The sequence below is a fragment of the Nocardiopsis protaetiae genome (assembly GCF_045446735.1).
GTDB lineage: Bacteria > Actinomycetota > Actinomycetes > Streptosporangiales > Streptosporangiaceae > Nocardiopsis > Nocardiopsis protaetiae.
The window spans coordinates 1-18,351 of sequence record NZ_JBJJBV010000227.1; the positions used below are offsets into that span (position 1 = coordinate 1).

Here is an 18,351-nt window from a genome sequence, read left to right on the forward strand (position 1 = left end):
CCCAAACCCTCCCGGCCCGGTCCCGGGCGGCCTCCCGGGATGAAGAACCACGGGCCCGCGCCCCGGCATGAGGTCGGCAAAACCGTCAAACGCGCCGCGACCCTGGCAGAACACAAGAACCAGACAGGTTAAATCTCAAGCTCAGCAGTTGAGTCTCGTCATGGACGCGCACTCCACATGCTTCGGACAGTAGCGATGGCTTCTCCGACCGGGCTGCCCCGGGGCCTTCCGGCTACCTCTTCTCGCCGCTGTCACCCGCGATCACCGACGGCCATGGGAAGTCCTCGGGCAGGGCGTCCATGATCACCTCCCCGCAGCGTCGTCCCCGCCAGACCCCCGCACTGCGCAGCGTGCCCACCTCCCGGAACCCCGCCTTGGTATAGGCGGTGCGCCCGGCGGCATTGGGTTCGAGCACCTTGAGCCAGACCATCTCCAACCCGATCACATGGAAGGCGTAGTCCAGGGTCAGTCGCGTGGCCGCTGTCCCCACACCCCGGCCGCGACTCTCCGGCGCCACGACCAGGATGAACTCCGCCGTGCGCACCTGGTGGTCGATCAAGTGGACTCGCTGGCCTGTAGCCCTCGGCTCGCACCTACAGGACACCGGTTCGGCGGGGACGGCCCCCGCACCGGGAGCAATCTCGCGCAAGCACGTTGTCCCCGCCCCGGCCGTCGGGCTTCCATGGATTCGGGAGGCCGCCGAGAACCCCGGGACGGACCGGCCTCCCGCAGCGCACCCACCACGCGAAGCGAGGAGGCCACGGTGAACGACGACGGCAACAACTGACCCCCGAGAAGCGACGGCGGGGCGGCCCCAGTCCAGGGCCGCCCCGCCCCCGTACCCGTGTCCCCGGCAACGGGCTCCGCCGTCACCGCTCTGCTCGTCTGATCCGTTCGGCGACCTCGGCCAGCCACCCGTCATCGGCCCGCTCGTGGTCGTGCGAGGACAGATACCCCTCATAGCGCTCGAAGTAGCCGGTGGCCGTCGATGCCACCGCCCGCCACCCCTCGCCCGCGTTGCCCACCGTCCCGTGCATCGGGAAGAGCTTGGCGTGGGCGTGGTCCACCCCGTACCCCTCGTACATGATCCCGGTGCGCGCCACATCGGCGAACGCCGCGTCCAACAGGCGCGCCACCTCCCGTGCCGCCAGGTGCAGCGCGGCGTACTCCCCCTCCTCCAGGTCCACCACGTAGCTGCTCCGGTGCGCCTTGGGGATCACCACCGAGAACCCCTCGGTGTTGGGGAAGATCGACAGGAACGCCAGATGGTCGGTGTCCTCCCAGATCCGGTGGGCCGGGGCCTGCCCGGCCACGATCCGGCAGAAGACACACCCCACGTCGCGGTCGGCGCTCATCGGACTCCTTCACAGACGGGAACGGCCTCGGCACAGGTGGGGCAGACCGGGTCGCGTTCCGCTTTCTGTTCGTCGAGCGACAGGTCGTGCGACCACACACCCACCCGTCGGTTCAACGCCGCCGGGGTCCCGAAGCCGCCCAGATACCGCAACGCGTCCAACGCGGCCAGGGACGAGGCGAGCATGTTCACCGGGCCGTTAGAGGGTGCCTGGTAGCGGCCGTTGACCCGGGCCATGAGCCCGGCCAACTCCGGCTCCCCCTCGGGGGCCCGGGCGGTGAGCGGCCGACAGTCCCAGCACCCGGTCACCCCCGGCACCACCAGCGGTCCCCACACCGCGATGTCGTTGACGTAGCAGGCGTTCAACCACGGTGTTCCGCTCCGGACACAGTGGGCGTTGACCATGCCCGTCAGCCCCGGGGAGTCCGCCGAGACCACCACCAGATCACCGTCGGGCAGATGCTCCAGGTCCGCCCCATCACCGATATCGCGGACCACCGGCAGCACCCGGCAGTCGCGGTTGCGCCGCCGCAGCTCCCTGGCGAGCACCTCGGCCTTGGGCAGTCCGATATCGGCCTCGGTGAACAGGAACTGGCGCGTCAGGTTGCTCAGCTCCACATGGTCGGCGTCCACCAACACCAAATCCCCGACCCCAGCGGTGGCCAGGGCGGCCGCCACCAGGCTGCCGATGCCCCCGCACCCCAGCAGTACCACCCGGGCCCGGGCCAGCCGGGGCTGGACCTTGACCGCGTCGGCCCCGGAGAGTTCGTAGAACAGGGCGTGGCGGCTGTAGCGGTCGGCCGGGTCGTAGGTGTGCGCGGGGATCAGGTGGTTGCCGTCTTCGAGCAGTCGCATCACCGCCTCGGCCCGGCCCGCGTCCACCCCGCAGGGACCGTCCAGGAAGGAGCGCGCCTCGACCCGGGTGCGGGGCGTGCGGAAGTGGTCGGCCAGGCGCAGCAGGGGATCCCACAGCTCCCGGTCGTGCACGGGCCGGCGTATCGACCCGAACCCGAGGAACAGCGTCCCGTCCTGGAAGCCGACACGGACATAAGGGGCCAATACCCGAGGTTCGTCAAGGCGGGGTTCCACCGATCGCACAAGGTCTCCTTCGTCGGTAGGGTCGGCGTACCGACGAACGTAATCCCGGGACGGAATCGCAGGAGCGGGGATTGCTCGGAATTGCTCGCGCGGTGCCAATGGTGACCTGGCGGGCACGGACCCGAGTCGGTGAAACTGGGTTCCCACCCCCTAACCAGGGAGCCTCTGTGAAACTCCGCAAAATAGGCACGACTTCGCAAGACGGTGGATGCCCGACCCTGTACGAGACCGACACCGGCGACATCGTGGTCCAAGGCGACCGGCTGACGGACCCCGAGGCGCTGGCACAGCTGAGCGACATCCTCGACGGCGAGGAGTTCGTGGTGGTCCCCCGATCCCTGTTGACCCGCTTCGCCCCCAAGGAGTGAGATGGCCGATCTGGTCACCGGAGCTGATTTCACCGACCTCTTCCGGCGCAATCGCCACACCGCCTGGCGGCTGGAGACCCGTACCTACTACGGCAAACTCGACGAGGACCGCCCCTTCCAGGAATGGCTGACCGGAAAAGAGCCCGACCTGGAATGGTTCACCCCGTGGCTGCGCATGGTGCGGGAGGAGACCGCCACCGGCAAGCGCATGGAACGGGTCCGGCTCATCGACGACCCGCCCTCGGACTACCTGCGCTGGGAGCTGTGGGGCACCCCCTACAACCTCGGCGCGGGCGAGGACATCCGCTACCTGCCCCGCACCCACCCCATCGTCGCCGAACTGCCCGACCACGACTTCTGGGTCTTCGACAGCCGCACCGTCGCCCGTCTGGCGTTCGACGGCGACCGGTTCCTCGGTGTGCACCTCAGCGAGGAACCGTCCGAGATCCTGGCCGCCCTCCAGGCCCGTGACGCCGCCTGGCACCACGCGTTGCCCTTCACGGAGTACATGGCCACCCGCGCCCTATGACCGACTACCAGACCGCTCGCGCCTCCCTCGGCGTCCGCCTGCGCGAGCTCCGGGAGGAGGCCGGGCTGTCCGGACGGGAACTGGCCGCGCGCCTGGGCTGGCACCCCTCCAAAGTGTCGAAGCTGGAGCACGGCAAGCAGACAGCCAGTCTGGAAGACCTCCGCTCCTGGGCGCGGGTGTGCGGACGCCCCGAGGCGACCGAGGGCCTGGCGGCGCAGTTGCGGTCGTTGGAGACGCACTACGCGAGCTGGCGTCGGCGACTTGCCGGGGGCCACGAACCGCTTCAGCGTTCCTATTCCCCGCTGGATGCCGCGACGCGTCGTTTCCGTATCCTCGAAACCGCGTGCGTGCCGGGCCTCCTCCAGACACCGGACTACGCCGCGTTCATGTTCCGCCGAGGGGTGCGCCGCCACCGCACCCCTGCGGACATCGACAAGGCGGTGCGCGCCCGCATGGACCGCCAGGGCATCATGGACGCCCCCGGTAAGCGGTTCGAGATCCTGGTCTGGGAACCGGCCCTGCGGATCAGGTTGGGGCCGGACCCGGTCATGGCCGGGCAGCTGGCCCGCATCGCCTCGGAGATCACCCGGCGCCGGGCCGATATCGGCGTCATCCCCCTGGGGGCGAGCATGGACGTGGTCCCCTCCCACGGGTTCTGGATCTTCGACGAGGAACAGGTCCTGGTGGAGACCATCGGCGCCGAGCTGTCCCTGACCGAGGACCTCGCGATCGAGCCCTACCGGTGCGCGTTCGCCGAGCTTTCCGCCGCGGCCCTGCGCGGTCCCGACGCCGTGCGACTCGTCCAGGCCATCGGCCGGGATCTGTCGACGTGAGGTGCATGCCGGCACTTTCCCGACGGTTGGAGGTCCGCGCTCTATGACGGACTACCAGACCGCCCGTGCCTCCCTCGGCGTTCGCCTGCGCGAACTCCGGGAGGAGGCCGGGCTGTCCGGCCGGGAGCTGGCGGCCCGTGCCGGGTGGCACCCCTCCAAGGTGTCCCGTCTCGAACGCGGGAACCAGACCGCGGCTGCGGCCGATCTGCGCCGCTGGGCCCTGCTGTGCGGACGGCCCGAGGCGGCCGAGGGGCTGGTGGCCCAGCTCGGCGCGCTGGAGACCCACTACACCGGGTGGCGGCGCCGCCTCGCCGCCGGCAACCGGGCCCGCCAGCAGAACGCCGTGGACCTGGAGCACCGCACCCGCACCCTGCACATCTTCGAGTCGGTGTGCGTCCCGGGCCTGTTGCAGACCCCGGCCTACGCCCGCGCCATGATCGGCCGGGCCGTGGAACTCTACGGCACCCCGGCCGACGTCGAGGAGGGCGTGCGCACACGCATGGAGCGCCGCGCGATCCTCCAGGACCGGGAAAGGCAGGTACGGATCCTGCTGTGGGAACCGGCGCTGCGCACCCGCCACGCCTCCACACGGGTCCAGGTCGAGCAACTCGACCACCTGGCCTCATGCATCCGCCAAGGCCTCGGCGGGATCGGCGTCATCCCCCTGACGGCGGCCCTGCCGGTCTCCCCCATGCACGGGTTCTGGATCTACGACGACGAACGGGTGATCGTGGAGACCGTCAGCGCCGAGCTGTACCTGACCGACGACGACGCGGTCGAGCCCTACCGGCGCGTGTTCGCTGCTTTGTCGCGTACGGCGGCCAGCGGTCACCAGGCCCTGGAACTCGTTCGTTCGGCCCAGGCGACTCTCGCGGAAGACTGAGGCCAAGGAGCCTCAACCGGTCACCTGAGGAGCGATTCTGCGTATGGCCCGTACCGAGTACTACGACGACCCGGCCGCGCCAGTCCCGAACAGCCTGGTGGTCGCGGCCAGCGCAGCCGTCATCGATGACGGTGGGCGGCTGCTGTTGCAGCGGCGGGTGGACAACGGGCTGTGGGCGATGCCCGGTGGCGCGATGGAGATGGCCGAGAGCCTGCCGCAGGCGGCGGTGCGCGAGGTACGGGAGGAGACCGGTTATGAGGTGGAGGTGACCGGCCTGGTCGGCACCTACACCGACGCCCGGCACGTCATCGCTTACAGCGACGGCGAGGTGCGCCGCCAGTTCAACGTGTGCTTCCGGGCCCGGGTGGTGGGAGGGAAGCTGATGGTGAGCGACGAGTCCCATGAGGTCCGCTGGTTCGCGCCCGCCGAGATCAAGGGCCTGCCGATGCACCACACCCAGCGGCTCCGGGTCGAACACGCCCTGCAAGGGGGTCCTCCGTACGCTGGCTGACGTCGCTCGGGTATTGCCTCCGGAGCGGTTGAACGCAGCCCGCTTTGCGCAGTGCGGGCCCCGCCTTTCGGAAGTTCGCGGACGGGGCCCGGTGGTGCTGTCGCGCGGGTCAGGTGTCCTTGGTGGTGTCGAGGAAGGCCTGCCATTCGTCGGCGCCGAAGAAGAGCGCGCCCAGCTCCCGGTGCTTGGTGTCCCGGACCCCGGTGACCGTCCCCTCCGAGACTTCCACACAGGCCCCTCTGTCATTGGTGTAGCTCGCCTTGTGCCACGGGCGGACGGGGACGCGCCCGACCTCTACGCAGTTGTTGTCCCCTCCGCTATAGCTGGACTTGAACCACTGGATCACCGGAACTCCCTCGCCAACGACTTGATGAAGACCATCGTGTCAGACGGTGACAGAGCCGCCTGACGCAGGCCTTCGAAGGCATCCCTGTAACGGCTGACGCTATCGGCGCTCTCCAGATACAGGTCGCCCATCATGCCCTCGATGTAAACCACATCGGGATACAGCTCTGCCGGGAACGAGAAGACTGTGAAGGCTCCCTCCATGGCTGCATGGGTTCCAGCTTGGAAGGGGAGCAGCCGCAGGGTGGCCGCTTCGGTTCTGGAGATCCCGAGCAGGGTGTCGAGCTGCTCGGCCATGACCTCCCGGCCACCCACACACCTCCTGACCACAGCCTCGTTGAGGATGAAGTCCAGGTGTAGAGGCTTCTCCCGCTCCAGGATCTCCTTGCGTGCCATGCGGGCGGAGACCCGACGTTCCACGCTCTGCACGTCGTAGCCGGGGCGCAGCGCCTGAATCACGGCACGTGCGTACGCCTCGGTCTGGAACAGGCCGGGGACCAGTTCCGAAGAGTAATACCGGATGAGGTGGGCCTCGTCCTCCAGAGCGACGAATGAGCCTGTGAAGACGTCCTGGTACGTGGTCCACCAGCCGCGCTTTTTGGAGTCCTTCGCCAGTTGGACCAGGGCCTCGCGCTGTGGGCTGGCCACTCCGTAGAGGTCGAGCAGTCCCTGGATGTCCAGCCAGTTCACACGGGGGCTGCGCGCGTTCTCCAGGCGGAAGAGCTTGGAGACGTGCCAGTCCATGCTGGCCGCGACCTGCTCCTGGGTCATCTTTGCCGCGGCGCGGAGTTCCCGAAGATCCTGCGCGAGTCGATACTGCCGCACGGTGGGGATCGGATCAGCCATCGCTTCCTTCGTTCATCGGCGTCGTCGCCTTACTCTGCCATGCCCCTGAACTGCATCTTTGTTCACAAAAGGGATCTTCCGGGGCTATCTACACGGCTTTAAGATGCAGGCTTGTAAGTTGCTGTGTGCTGAGTTTAACTGTAGTCGGCTTCCCACACTTCGTGGTCAGGGGCTTCGGTTCCTGTTGAGAACCGCTGTGGCTGAGCGGCGCGGAAGGGCCTGCCCTGCCTCGTGCCGTGCATGCCGCCTGTCACGGAGAGAGTGGTGGCCACATGAAAACGGGCTCTGGGGGCGAATGCCGCGCCCCCAGAGCCCAGTGACAACGCCAGACTCCCTGCAAGGAGAAGCGCATCATGACCATTGTGCCGCGTCCCAGCGCGCCCTTCCACACCCCGACCCCCGGCTTCGCGGGGCGCCGCTGGGCCAGCCGCATCTACCCGGGCGACCTGTCCGAGCTCTCCGGGGCCCGCCAGGACCTGCGCGCGGACCTGCACCGCCTCGAAGGCCTGTGCCCGGACCTGGCCGACACCATCGTCCTGTGCGCCAGCGAGATGGTCGCCAACGCCTGTGACCACTCCCGCTCCGGCCAGGCCGGCGGGCGGATCATCCGTACCCTGTCCATGCCCACCGCCCACAGCCTGCACGTGATGGTCGTCGACGACGGGGTCCGGGAGGTGGCCCCCACCCACCCGGCGATCCCGCACCAGCGCACCGTCGAGGAATGGGAGGAGGCCGAACGAGGCCGGGGCCTGCTGCTCATCGACGCCCTGGCCACCTGTTGGGGGACCCGGGCCGTGGTGGACTTCCCGTTCTGCGCGGGGCTGGGCACCGCGGTCTGGGCCGAGTTCACCCTCCCGGCCTCCAAGGTCCTGCCCACCCAGGCCGGGGACACCTCCCGGTGAGCGCCGAACCCGTCTCCTCCGAGGTGCGCGCCGTGCTGGGCGCACCTCGGGGACGCCGCTTCTCCCGCCCGGGCGCCCCGGCCTTCCCCGCATCCCGCACCCGGGAACAGCGCCTCCTCGCCCAGATGCCCGACAACCCCCGCATCGCCTATCGCCAACGCCACGGCCAGACCCCGCCCTGGATGGAGGCGCATGCCGCCCGCCTCACCCAGGGCGACACCCCGCGCCCGGCCCGCCGCGAACCCGCACCGGCCCCGGACCGCACCCCGCCGCCCCGGGTCCCGCGCCCCCGGCCCGCCCCGGACGACGGCCCTGTTCGGCCGCGCCCGCGCCCGGAACCCCCGCCGCTGCCGCGCCGACGCCCGGGCCGCCCGCACAGCCACCGCAAACCGCGCCACCACCGCTGCACCGCCTGGCGCCTGACCGCCTACACCCTCGCAGCCCTGGCCGGCGCCCTCGCCCACCACCTGGCCGCACCCCTGTTGTAGCCACCCACGGCCGCCCCCACCCCGCTGGGGGCGGCCCCCGGCCCAAGCCGCTCACCCGTTCCTCTGCTCCGGCCCACCCTCCCCGCGCGGCTGCCACCCCGCCCCCCGCAACCCGCCCATCCTCCGCCCACTCGCCCCACCCAGCCGCCGCTCACCCGTTCCACCTGCCCTCGGGCTCTGAAGACGCCATTGCGGGTCGACGTCGGCCGGGGCCCACACCACGATGTTCACCCGCTCAGGGCCGGGGTCACGCGCAGCGGATCTGTGTGCGGGTGGATTTCTCGCATCGTGATGCGGGCTGCGCCCGCCAGCGGGCTCGTCCCGGGGGCCTGGGCCCGGTTCAGGGCGGTCATCGCCGCTCGCGCTGTTCTGTGAAGGGCTCCCGCGGAGCGCCTTGAAGACGGCCGGGACAGGGGATGTTCCGGCTGCCCGTCGGCATCGCCGTTGTGCAGAAGAACGCCGACCGGGTGGGTGACTTCGCCGGGACCCCGGGCAGGTGCGTGCGGTCACGCAGAACCGCAACGAGTTCGGTCGGAGGCGGTGGCTCCCGCGTTGATCCCCTTCTTCGATCAGGGGATCAGCAAGAGGCGTCCCCCGATCGCGCCGCGCTCGAAGCGGGCGAAGGTGTCGGCGGCGTCCGCCAGCGGGGCGGTCGTGACGGGCAGGCGCAGCCGCCCGTCGGCGAGCAGCGGCAGCACCGCTCGTCCGGCGGCCGCACCGCGGGTGGGGTCCTCCGCGAGGACCGCGCCGACGTTGAAGCCGATCACGCCGATCGCCCGCTGCCAGATGAGGTCCGTGCTGAGGGCCACGTCCTCGCCGCTGGCGTCGCCCACCACGAGCAGGCGGCCGTACCGGTTCAGGACCTCAGGGCTGCGGCGGCGGAGCTCCCCTCCGACGGGGTCGACGACGACGTCGAACCGGGCGTCGGCGATCGCCCCGGGGAAGTCCGAGGACAGGACGGCCCTGTCCAGCCCGAGTTCTTCGGCGGCGGCGATCCGTTCCGGTCGGCGGACCGTGCCGACGACCTCGGCGGCGCCCAGGGCGGCGGCGACCGCGGGGAACACAGAGGCCAACGCGCCGGTGACCCCGTGGACGAGCACCCGCTCGCCCGGCCGCAGGTGCGCGGCTCCCAGAGCCAGGTGCGCGGTCGCGGCGTTCCCCAGAGCGGCCGCGCCCTGCTCGGGCGGCACGGTGCCGCCCAGGGGGACGACCAGCGGCGCCGGTGCGGCGACCACCTCGGCCAGCCCGCCCATGCCGGGCAGGGTCAGGGTGGCGACCACCTCGCCGGGGCGGGGCCCGGTCACACCGGCGCCGATCTCGCGTACCGTTCCGGCCACCTCCAGCCCCGGGGTGTAGGGCGGCCGGGGCAGTCCCGGAGCGTCCCGGAAGTCCCCGCGCCGCAGGAGGGCATCGATCAGCCCGACGGCGGCGTGGGACACGTCGATGGTGATCTCCCCCGGCCCGGGCGAGGGCGTGTCGACCTCGCGGACTTTCAGGACCTCGGGCCCGCCGAAGCCGGTGACCGTCAGTGCTCGCATGGACTACTCCTTTTTAGCGCACGGCGTGTGCGTTAAAGGAGGCTAGGTGGGCCCGTGCCAGAAGTTAACGCACGGTGTGTGCGTTAAAGTTGTGGTGTGAGTTACCAGCGGGCCCGCACGGCCGAGCACAAGCGCGAGCGCGCGCAGGCGTTCCTCGACGCCGCGCGCACCGTCGCCCTGCGCGACGGCGTCCACGCGACCACGCTGGTCGCCATCGCCGAGGAGGTCGGCCTGCACCACTCCGCGGTGCGCCGCTACTTCCCCTCGCGCGACGCGGTCCTGCTGCGCTGGGCCGCCGAGGGCTGGAGCGGCTGGGCCGAGCGGATCACCGCGCGGCTGGCCGGGGCCCGGGTCGGGCCGCGGGAGCTGGCCGACGTCCTGGCCGAGACCCTCGTCGCCGACCCGCTGCTGTGCGACCTCCTGGGCAACGTGCCGCTGCACCTCGAACGCGGCGTCGACGGCGACGAACTGCTCGCCTTCAAGCGCACCGGCATGGCCGCGCTCGACGACATCACCGCGGCCATCGCCGAGGCCGCGCCGGACCTGGGCCCCGCGGGGGCGGCCGACCTCATGACGGCGACCACGGCCCTGGCGGCCACCCTGTGGCAGGTCTGCCACCCCGCGCCCGCCCTCGCCGAGGTCTACCGGCGCGAGCCGGAGTTGGGCCACCTCGCCGCCGACTTCGGGTCATCGCTGCGCAGGCTGGTCGAGGCGACCGCCCGGGGCCTGGCCCAGGACGGGGTGAGCCCCGCGTCGTAGGCCTGCCGGACCGGGAAGCGGGCGTCGGCGAGTGGGGCGTTCCCTTCGCGGGAGGCCGCCAGGGCGCCGAGGCGGTACTCCCGGCCGGGTCCGATCGACCCCGGGTCGGTGCCCGGTTCCAGGTGCTGGATGAACACCAGGGTCGTCGTACCGCCGTCGGCCGACCCCGCCCGCCCGCCTCACCCGTCCTCGGCCCGGGCCATCCACGGCCCGCCTACTCCGAACAATCGTTCGCTGTCCGCCCACCCCGTCGGCGGCCGCTCCCGGTCACCGGCGGCCCGCTCGCCCCACTCCGCCGCTGTTCCAGGTGACCCGCCACTCGACCACCCGCTCCGCCCGGCCATCGGCCCCGGCTCCCCACAGCCCAGCGGCCCACCCCCGCCGACGGCTTCGCACATCCCCGACGTTGTCGATATCGGGGAGCCTCACCCCCGGCGTGCCGTCGTCGTGATCAGCGGCGGCGCCGAACACCGGAACCAGGGCCAGCCGATCGTCCTGGCGGCACCCTGCCCAAGCCGGTCCACCCGTAAAACCCGGTAGTGCGTGAAACTCCATTACGGCGTCGGCAACGTGCAGAAGAAGTGCTGGATCCGTGTGGCGGCCGTGCAACCGATGGCCAAGGAACATATCGGTGACCTGATCGGCCGCCTCCCGGCCCACCTGCTGGAGGGCGTCCACACCGACCTCGCCGAGTACACCGGCCAGGTCTGAGCCGCCTCGCCCACCCACAGCCCACCCGTCCCCGGCCGTTAACCACCCTCCGGCTCCAGATGTCGTTCAGGCCGACGACGATTTCCGCTCGCGGCGTGCCCGCAGGTACAGGGCGCCGCCCATGAAGGCCACCCCGAGCAGGGCCCCGGAGCTGTTGGTGACCAGGTCGGTGACATCGGCCTGGCGTCCGGTGGCGAGCAGCCACTGGAGGGCTTCGATGGCCAGGGACAACAGCGGGCCGAAGAGCAGCCGGGCGGGCCAGGAGGCCAGGGCCAGGACGGCGGCGATGCCGACGGGCACGAAGATGAGCAGGTTGAGCAGGTTCTGTTGAGGTTCCAGAGACTGCTGGGTGCTCTCCGGGGTGCCGTCACGGACCTCCGCCTCCAGGTAAGCGACGTCGTCGGCGGGCAGATCCTCGCCGTCGGGGCCGTACCAGACCACCTCGCCCTCGGCGCTCACCTCTCGGTAGGCGTCGAAGAGGGCGTCCTCGGCCACCATGAACGACCGGCTTTCCGCGATTTGGGTGAGAGTGAACGTCCCGGAGGAGTTCGAGTAGACGCGGCGGCCGTCGGAGACCTCGTACTTGTGGACGCCGATCTCGTCCGCCGACTCCATCGCCTCCCGCGTCTCCGCCTCCGGCGTCACGAAGGGGACGAGGTTCAGGTAGCGGTCGTGCTGCCCGACGTTCGCCCAGCCGCCGACCGGCTGGACCAGGACGACGAGCAGGCCCAGGGAGAGAACCCCCAGGACCGCTGCCGACGCCGCGCGAGCGGGGCGCCTCCCGCCGGAGACCAGCAGACAGAACAGCGCGAGCACGACCACCGCGGCCGCGATGGTCCACGGATTCACCAGCAACTGCGTCGACCAGAGGAAACGCACAAGGTCCATCGGGGGCACCGTTCATCGGGAAATCGGATTCGACGAGTCCACACCGGCCACGCCGACCCCGAACAACCTGGTGGTCGCGGCCGGTGCGGCCGTCATAGACGGCGGAGGGCGGCTGCTGTTGCAGCGGTGGGTGGACAACGGGCTGTGGCGATGCCCGGCGAGGTGGTGGAGATGACCGAGAGCCTGCCGCGGGTGGGCATGCCCGACGGACCCGAGGGCCTCGTGCTCCCAAGGGAACGCCGTGTGCCGCAGTGAGAGTGCCCCCGCCCACACCCCGCACACCGAGGCCGTTCAGGCCTGGCGCCAGCGGAACCGGCTGTCCGCGGCCGTGGTCGTGCACTGCATGAGGGTGCCTGCGGTCGTGTACCCGTACTGCCAGTGCTGGGAGCAGAACGCCCCGGGGTGCACCCCCTGCACGTAGGACGGGGCCTCCGGCTCGGGTTCGGGTTCCGGCTGTGGCGCCGGTTGCGGAGCGGGTTCGGGCTCCGGCTCGGGTTGCGGGGCAGGAGCGGGCTCCGGCTCCGGCTCAGGACGGGGATCCCCGATTTTGTCGGGGCACTCCTCGCCGGGGGCGACGACGTGCAGCTTCACCACCATGGTGTCCCGGTAGGGCGCCGTCTCCCCTCCCTCTGCCGGGTATTGCTTGCACACCAGGTGGTCGTCGGCTTCGTCCGGGTCGGGGTCGTCGACGTCGCCGAACGCCGCGCGGACCTGAACACCGGAGGTCCCCGCCCCCTCGGACCACTCCCGCACCTCGGCGACCGTGCCGCCGACGAAGCCGGGCAGGGTCGGCCATTCCTGTGCCGCCTCGGGGTCGTCGGGGCAGTCGGTGCCCTCCGGGACGACGCTCAGGTCGACCACGGTGTCGTCGACCTGCTGGAAGCACACCAGCAGCGCCGAACGATTCCATGCCGAGCCGTCCTCCGCGGCGGCGAGCACGACCTCGCCCAGGTCGAAGCCGGTGTCGTCGAGCTCGTCCTCCGCCTCCGGCAGGCCGAGGCCGACCACATCGGGTGCGGTGGGGGTCGGTGACGTACTGGGAGACGACGAGGCGGCGACCGTCACCGGTTCCGTCTCGGGCGGTGGGCCCAGGAGCATTCCGAGGAACGCCAGGAACATGAACCCGACCACGGCCAGGGACGCGCACCCGCCGCATCCGATTCCGATCTTCGCACCGGTCGACAGCCGCGATCTCGGTTGTGGTGGCAGGGCGGGCTGGGGGATGCTCATGGGCACTCCGGGATCCACGTACGGCAGGGCGGACGGACACCAGGAGAACAGGAGCGCGGGCTGGTGTTGCTGACGCGTGTGAAACTACTCCGACCTGTCATCCGAATTGCGGAAATGGCCGGAAAAATACCTATCGTCACGCGAAGGTTATGTGAGTCACCGGCATGTCCATCGGGAGAGGGCTTCCCACACGGAAGGGGCTGCGCGGCTCCGGAAGTGACCACGAAGGAGTGTCCCGGCACTCGCCGGATTCCTCTCGGCGCCGCCCGACCTCGGCGACACCGCTGCCGTCCCCCTCCGCACAGGATGCGTTCCGGGACCGGCACCCTGACCGATTTCTGTGGTTTCGCCACGCCGACCATGCTCGACGTGGTAATTCCGATGCAGGACCTGTTCGCCACCGCTGTCCCAGCGGCGGGCCGGGCCCTCATCGAGGTCGTTCCCGCTCATCACCTCCGGTTGTCGCGCAGCGCATTCCCCCTACGACCACGAACTGGAAGGTGACGCATGTTCACCGAAGGCCACCTGACCCGAGCCCCGGGACACGATCCCCGACAGATGCTGTTCGCCGTCCTGGAGGTCGACACCACCGGCTACCGCCCCGAGCGCGGTGACCGGGTCTACGAGGTGGCCGTCGTCCGCATGCGGGGCGACGGCACCGTCGTGGGCGAGTACTCCACACTGGTCGACCCGCAGCGGTCGGTCCCCTACGAGGAGCACGCGGAGATCACCGACGCGCACGTGGCCAAGGCGCCCACGTTCGACCGCGTCGCGGGAGACCTGCTCGCCCACCTGGCGGACGCGGTGGTGGTCGCCCACAAGCTCGACCACGAGGAGCGCTTCCTCGACAGCGAGCTGAAGCGGATGGGGGTGCGCGTCTCCGGGGTTCCGGGACTGTGCACGCTCAGGCTCCTGCGCAGCCAGCTGGACACCTGGCCGTACAAGCAGCGGCACCTGTACCGGCTGCTGACCGGGGGCTGGCCCGCGTGGCGGTCCAACGCCCTGTCCAGCGCCCGCCAGCTCGCGCACATGCTGCGCATCCTCATCGCGGAGAGCCCGCAGCCCCTGCACTGGAACGGGCCCGCCCCCGTCGCGCTCCCGGCGGTGCCGCGCACGGGCGTCATCACCCCGTACATCGTTGGGATGAGCGGGGCGAACAAGGGGTGGCTGTCCACCCTGACCGCGGCACTGCCCGACATGGACCCCTCATCCGAACCCTCACCCCGGGAGGCCGCCGTCTACCGGGCGACACTCGACCGGGCCCTGGCCGACGGGAAGGTCGTGGCGGAGGAGGCCGAACGGCTCGCGGAACTGGCCACCGCGGCGGGGTTCACCCAGGCCACGATCCGCCGGGTGCACGAGCAGGTGCTGCTGGAGGCGCGAACCCGGGCGGAGTCCGACGGCGTGGTGACCTCGGCCGAGCTGCGGGAGCTGGAGAGGGCGGCGGCCTACCTGGGGACCGGCCACGTCATCCAGGATCTGCTGAACCTGGCCGCGGAGGAACGGGAGCGCAAGAACGGACCCCTCAAGGGCTGGCGCATCGTGCCGCTGGGGACGTCGGAGGCGATCGATGAGGTCGTGGCGTACGCGGGGTCCCAGGGGGCGACCATCGGGGTCAACGTCACCAAGACCGTGCGGCTGGTCATCACCGAGGAGGGGGAGGACGACCCCAGGGCGCGGCGTGCCGTGGAGGACGGACGCCGTGTGGTGACGTCGGAGCAGGCCTGGGAGGTGCTGCGCGAGGCGGTGAGCCGGGCGGGGTCCCGGCTGTTCGGTGAGCAGGAGCCGGTGGAGGACGACGACCGCGGCGCCGGCGGGGACCACCGTTCGTGGCGGGCCTCCTGGCGGCCCCGGGAACTCGGCCCGCGGGACTACCACCGCGAGTTCGTGGCCCCCTACGCCGACCGCGACCGCGCGGAGCGCCAGCCCGTCGCCACTACTCAGAAGAGCGGAGGCGGCTGCGCGGGAGCCGTCCTGCTCTTCACCGCCACGGGAATGGGCGCCTCTGCGGCCGCCCTATGGCCCTTCTGAAACTGCGACAGGCCTTCGGTCGCCGCTGGTCCTTCGGTGAGAGTGCCCGAAGGACCGAACGATCTCGAATCCGGTGTTCGATCAGCGGAAGCCGGCCAACCGGGGGACGGGGGAAATTGGGTACTCACGCAGAAGAACCGCCCCTGGTACGGCCCGGAAGGTCAAGGGGCCGACCTCATGATCGACCTGAGCGACGCTGAGGATCTCAGTGGTGTCGACAGTGACGGGAACCGTGACCCTTTCCTCCGCCCCGGACTCCCGGTCGAACACGACCAGGTCCTGTTCCTCCCCTGCCTCGACCATACGGAGTTTGAGCAGGGCATCGTCCAGGACAAGGAAATTGTTGACATGGCCCCGTGCAACATCCGTCGTGGTCTCCACACGACTGCGCACCGTTCCATCGAACTCCCGGAATTCGTAGGTGACCGGGCCTTCCTCTGCACCTGCGGATATCGCGGCCAGGTATCCATTCGGGAGTACCCGCAACAACGCGTTTTCCGGTGTGCTGGGAAGCTTATCGGCTACCACTCGGCCCGCTTCGGTGTCGATCACCACGGTACCGCGTTCATGGGAAATGTTCTGTAGGACCAACAACTCTCCAACAGCACCGAATTCGGGTTCTTCTGAAGAGGCGGAGGGAAAGAGCGCATCGGAGGGTTGGTAGTCCCGTCCCTCCTGGAATCGCCACAGTTCCTTGCCGCCGTCGAGGTCGAGCCCGACCACAGTGGAAGTCCCACCGGGACATTCGAAGACCACGGCCACCTGCTGGTCGGTGACCACACCGGACGAGATCAAGGCCTGTTGAGAATCGGCGCAGGCGGGCAGCACACTCTCCCATACCGTCGCACCTTGATCCCAAGAAGTCAGCGTGACGCTGAGCCTTTCCCCTGCGTTTGCGGTGAGCAGACCTGTAGAATGGACGAGCCCGGTTCTGCCGATGGAAAAAGATTCGTTTCCTGTGCCGCCGTGGTCGAAACGGAGGAGCTCCTCTCCCGTCGTGGTGTCGAGCAGGACCAGAGTCCGCCCAGGAGTGAAGGCCACTACAGTGCCGTCTGGGGACACCGCCACGTCTGTGCCCGCGTCATCTCCGGATACCTCGGGAAGTAGAAAGCTCCAAGCGGTTTCGCCGCTGAGGGTGTCCAGGCCGATGACGCCATTGTCGAGTTCCAACACCGCGCCAGAAGGGGTCGCGTGTACGGCCAGGAGCCGGGAGGGTTCGGGGCCCTCCCACACCCATGCAGTTTCGATCACGGTCGTCGGCACCGGGAGGCCCTCTGGGAGGGGGGGTGTGGTGCGATGCTCGACTTCGTGGCCAGAGAGAGGAAGCGCTTCGGGTCTGTGATCCTCGGCTTCCTCGTTGGGGTGAGAGCACCCTGTGACCACCATGCATGCGACGACGAAGAGTGAAGCAGGAAAGCGAAGACTGAAATTCATGGTCTCTCTGAAGAATAGTGTATATTTTCTTGTCCGGGCGGTCGAGTTAACTCTCGTTATTCTCTTCGTTCAACTTTTCTCGAGTGTCCGAGTAAGCTTCTGTGAAGATATTCATGGCATCGTTATAGTTCATGTCTCCATGTGGCCATTTATTCTGTGAAAGCGTGGTCCATGCATCATCCAGTGCGATGGACTCGAGTCCCGGTTGAAGTTCCCAATCGCTGGGGTTGACCGAGATAAATCTCTCCCCATTTCGCTCGATCACCATGCCTGAGGGCATGTCTGCCAACCTTGGGTCTCCCGGCTCGAGAGAACCAAGGGTAAGAAGTTGGAAGTTCTCTTTCGCTTCCCAGGATCCTGTGGGGTTCGTGAGATTTTGTCCGGCGAATACAGTCTCGAATCCGGCACTTTCCTTGAGGGAGATCTTGATCCCCTCCGACAGGGTGGAGAACCCAGGGTAGGGGATTTCCGAGATTGCAGATCCTAGGAGATCGATTCCGTTGTTGGTAACTTTCTGCCTGTAGGCGTTATCTTGGTTGTTCTTGGTTTCCCGGGCGGCTGCCTCCTGCTCCAATGCTCTATCGATGAGTCCTCTCAAGACGCCTGACTCAACGGCTCCCTTGGTGTTGGTCCCATTTTCTCCCCGAATGAAGTCATCGATTCTTTCCATGTTGAAATTAAGGCTCTCGGCGTAGATATAAGAGGCGGCATCGCCGTCGCCCATAGCCAGTTGGAGAAAATTCTCTCTCTGGCGGGGGTCGAGGTAGAGCTGGCCGTCTTCCAACTTGCTGCCGTCTCTCTGACCGTCAGGGACCCCCATGGATCCGACGTCCAGCCCGTATCCGCTGGAAAATTCCTCGATATAAGTAGCGAAGAGTTCGGACCATCCCCAAGCCAATTCTGGATTCACCAGAGCCGCAGAAGCATCATGCCATGTCCCGTCCACCAACTCTCCCAGTTCATTAGTGACCTTCCCTTCCACATTGTGCCCGGTCCCGCTCAGAGCGTCCACGAACTCCGGAGACTCGAAGAGACCCATGAAGGAGGCCATGGCCTCCTTCGCACGTTCCTGCTCCCAATCTTCACCCTCGACTTGCTGCCATATCCAGTCTGTGATGCCGCTTGCGGCTGCACCCTCATCGCCCCAGTCGTAGGTGTACAATCCGCGAAGGGTCATTTCGGAGTCGAGCCCGTGTACTGGGTGCTCATATTGTCCTTCTCCAGTCAAGATGGCGTGATTTGCGTCTTCGTTCCTGGTGGAGACGTCAATGAGGGCCTCCAACCACCAGGAAGCCATGTACGGATGCTCTTCCGGCGATCCATCGAGTGCATACCCAAGAGATTGTGTCAAATTAACGGAGAACTGTTCGCCGCCTTGGACGTGTGCGTTGGCACTCCCCAGAAGCCTGCCGAGCGTTGCGGCATTGGATTGCCATTCCGCAGAGGGAGAATCATTGAGCCTTTTTCATCCTGAAGGTGCAGGTCACAGCCCCGTACCGGTCTCCCTGAAGCCCTTCTGAACAGCAAGAAGCCCCTGGTAGATGGATTAACGACCAAGAAAACCCGCCCCACCAGAGGCTCCACATGCTGTTCTACCGTGCCG

At 68.7% G+C, this 18,351-nt stretch carries 19 protein-coding genes and 1 pseudogene; 10 read left to right on the forward strand and 10 right to left on the reverse strand.

Going from position 1 to position 18,351, the window contains the following annotated elements; translation table 11 throughout:
• Window positions 1-232 precede the first annotated feature (232 nt).
• The 3 genes from ACJOT3_RS26635 to ACJOT3_RS26645 all read right to left on the reverse strand — a co-directional run bounded on the left by ACJOT3_RS26635 (window position 233) and on the right by ACJOT3_RS26645 (window position 2,413).
• Window positions 233-559, reverse strand: coding sequence for a GNAT family N-acetyltransferase (locus ACJOT3_RS26635; protein ID WP_406975856.1), 327 nt, complete (start codon window positions 557-559; stop codon window positions 233-235).
• Window positions 560-869: 310 nt separating this feature from the next.
• Window positions 870-1,355: an HIT family protein gene (locus ACJOT3_RS26640; protein WP_406975857.1), complete on the reverse strand. Its 486-nt coding sequence runs from the start codon at window positions 1,353-1,355 to the stop codon at window positions 870-872.
• Entirely contained in the window at window positions 1,352-2,413 is a 1,062-nt protein-coding gene (locus tag ACJOT3_RS26645; RefSeq protein ID WP_406975858.1) for a TOMM precursor leader peptide-binding protein, read from the reverse strand. The genes ACJOT3_RS26640 and ACJOT3_RS26645 overlap by 4 nt, the downstream gene beginning before the upstream one ends.
• 206 nt (window positions 2,414-2,619) lie before the next feature.
• Here ACJOT3_RS26645 and ACJOT3_RS26650 point away from each other — a divergent pair, with 206 nt between their 5' ends.
• From ACJOT3_RS26650 to ACJOT3_RS26670, 5 genes are read left to right on the forward strand one after another with little or no spacing between them, the layout of a single operon-like run.
• Window positions 2,620-2,820 (forward strand): hypothetical protein, encoded by a 201-nt coding sequence (locus ACJOT3_RS26650; RefSeq protein ID WP_406975859.1) that lies wholly within the window; start codon window positions 2,620-2,622, stop codon window positions 2,818-2,820.
• Between the two features lies 1 nt (window position 2,821).
• The gene (locus ACJOT3_RS26655; RefSeq protein ID WP_406975860.1) at window positions 2,822-3,349 is read left to right on the forward strand and encodes a DUF6879 family protein; all 528 of its coding nucleotides are present in this window, start codon (window positions 2,822-2,824) and stop codon (window positions 3,347-3,349) included.
• Complete coding sequence (locus ACJOT3_RS26660) at window positions 3,346-4,182, forward strand: helix-turn-helix domain-containing protein (RefSeq protein ID WP_406975861.1); 837 nt, start codon at window positions 3,346-3,348, stop codon at window positions 4,180-4,182. The genes ACJOT3_RS26655 and ACJOT3_RS26660 overlap by 4 nt, the downstream gene beginning before the upstream one ends.
• Window positions 4,183-4,225: 43 nt before the next feature.
• Window positions 4,226-5,065 carry a helix-turn-helix domain-containing protein gene (locus tag ACJOT3_RS26665; RefSeq protein ID WP_406975862.1) on the forward strand — a complete coding sequence of 280 codons (840 nt, stop codon included), beginning with the start codon at window positions 4,226-4,228 and terminating at the stop codon, window positions 5,063-5,065.
• Window positions 5,066-5,108: 43 nt separating this feature from the next.
• Entirely contained in the window at window positions 5,109-5,576 is a 468-nt protein-coding gene (locus tag ACJOT3_RS26670) for an NUDIX domain-containing protein (protein ID WP_406975863.1), read from the forward strand.
• Window positions 5,577-5,685: 109 nt separating this feature from the next.
• On the opposite strand, the gene ACJOT3_RS26675 is transcribed toward ACJOT3_RS26670, so the two are convergent.
• Together ACJOT3_RS26675 and ACJOT3_RS26680 are read right to left on the reverse strand one after the other, a co-directional pair.
• Complete coding sequence (locus tag ACJOT3_RS26675; protein ID WP_406975875.1) at window positions 5,686-5,919, reverse strand: DUF397 domain-containing protein; 234 nt, start codon at window positions 5,917-5,919, stop codon at window positions 5,686-5,688.
• A complete protein-coding gene (locus ACJOT3_RS26680; protein WP_406975864.1) occupies window positions 5,919-6,767 on the reverse strand; it encodes a helix-turn-helix domain-containing protein in 849 nt (282 codons plus the stop codon). The genes ACJOT3_RS26675 and ACJOT3_RS26680 overlap by 1 nt, the downstream gene beginning before the upstream one ends.
• Window positions 6,768-7,120: 353 nt before the next feature.
• On the opposite strand from ACJOT3_RS26680, the gene ACJOT3_RS26685 reads away from it, so the two are divergent.
• Both ACJOT3_RS26685 and ACJOT3_RS26690 read left to right on the forward strand, forming a co-directional pair.
• Window positions 7,121-7,669, forward strand: coding sequence for an ATP-binding protein (locus ACJOT3_RS26685; RefSeq protein WP_406975865.1), 549 nt, complete (start codon window positions 7,121-7,123; stop codon window positions 7,667-7,669).
• Window positions 7,666-8,157 (forward strand): hypothetical protein, encoded by a 492-nt coding sequence (locus ACJOT3_RS26690; RefSeq protein ID WP_406975866.1) that lies wholly within the window; start codon window positions 7,666-7,668, stop codon window positions 8,155-8,157. Before ACJOT3_RS26685 ends, ACJOT3_RS26690 begins: the two co-directional genes overlap by 4 nt.
• A gap of 569 nt (window positions 8,158-8,726) precedes the next feature.
• Here the strand turns inward: ACJOT3_RS26690 and ACJOT3_RS26695 are convergent.
• Entirely contained in the window at window positions 8,727-9,695 is a 969-nt protein-coding gene (locus tag ACJOT3_RS26695) for a quinone oxidoreductase family protein (protein WP_406975867.1), read from the reverse strand.
• Window positions 9,696-9,791: 96 nt separating this feature from the next.
• Here ACJOT3_RS26695 and ACJOT3_RS26700 point away from each other — a divergent pair, with 96 nt between their 5' ends.
• Both ACJOT3_RS26700 and ACJOT3_RS26705 read left to right on the forward strand, forming a co-directional pair.
• A complete protein-coding gene (locus ACJOT3_RS26700; protein ID WP_406975868.1) occupies window positions 9,792-10,454 on the forward strand; it encodes a TetR/AcrR family transcriptional regulator in 663 nt (220 codons plus the stop codon).
• 543 nt (window positions 10,455-10,997) lie between these two features.
• A complete protein-coding gene (locus ACJOT3_RS26705) occupies window positions 10,998-11,165 on the forward strand; it encodes a hypothetical protein (protein ID WP_406975869.1) in 168 nt (55 codons plus the stop codon).
• 66 nt (window positions 11,166-11,231) lie between these two features.
• On the opposite strand, the gene ACJOT3_RS26710 is transcribed toward ACJOT3_RS26705, so the two are convergent.
• Both ACJOT3_RS26710 and ACJOT3_RS26715 read right to left on the reverse strand, forming a co-directional pair.
• Entirely contained in the window at window positions 11,232-12,053 is an 822-nt protein-coding gene (locus ACJOT3_RS26710) for a VanZ family protein (protein ID WP_406975870.1), read from the reverse strand.
• Window positions 12,054-12,344: 291 nt separating this feature from the next.
• Entirely contained in the window at window positions 12,345-13,283 is a 939-nt protein-coding gene (locus ACJOT3_RS26715; RefSeq protein WP_406975871.1) for a serine/threonine kinase, read from the reverse strand.
• A gap of 507 nt (window positions 13,284-13,790) precedes the next feature.
• Here ACJOT3_RS26715 and ACJOT3_RS26720 point away from each other — a divergent pair.
• Window positions 13,791-15,314 (forward strand): 3'-5' exonuclease, encoded by a 1,524-nt coding sequence (locus ACJOT3_RS26720; protein WP_406975872.1) that lies wholly within the window; start codon window positions 13,791-13,793, stop codon window positions 15,312-15,314.
• Between the two features lie 81 nt (window positions 15,315-15,395).
• On the opposite strand, the gene ACJOT3_RS26725 is transcribed toward ACJOT3_RS26720, so the two are convergent.
• Complete coding sequence (locus ACJOT3_RS26725) at window positions 15,396-16,487, reverse strand: outer membrane protein assembly factor BamB family protein (protein ID WP_406975873.1); 1,092 nt, start codon at window positions 16,485-16,487, stop codon at window positions 15,396-15,398.
• Between the two features lie 307 nt (window positions 16,488-16,794).
• Window positions 16,795-18,171: pseudogene (locus ACJOT3_RS26730) on the reverse strand (TPR repeat domain-containing protein); the annotation flags it as partial.
• Window positions 18,172-18,351 lie beyond the last annotated feature (180 nt).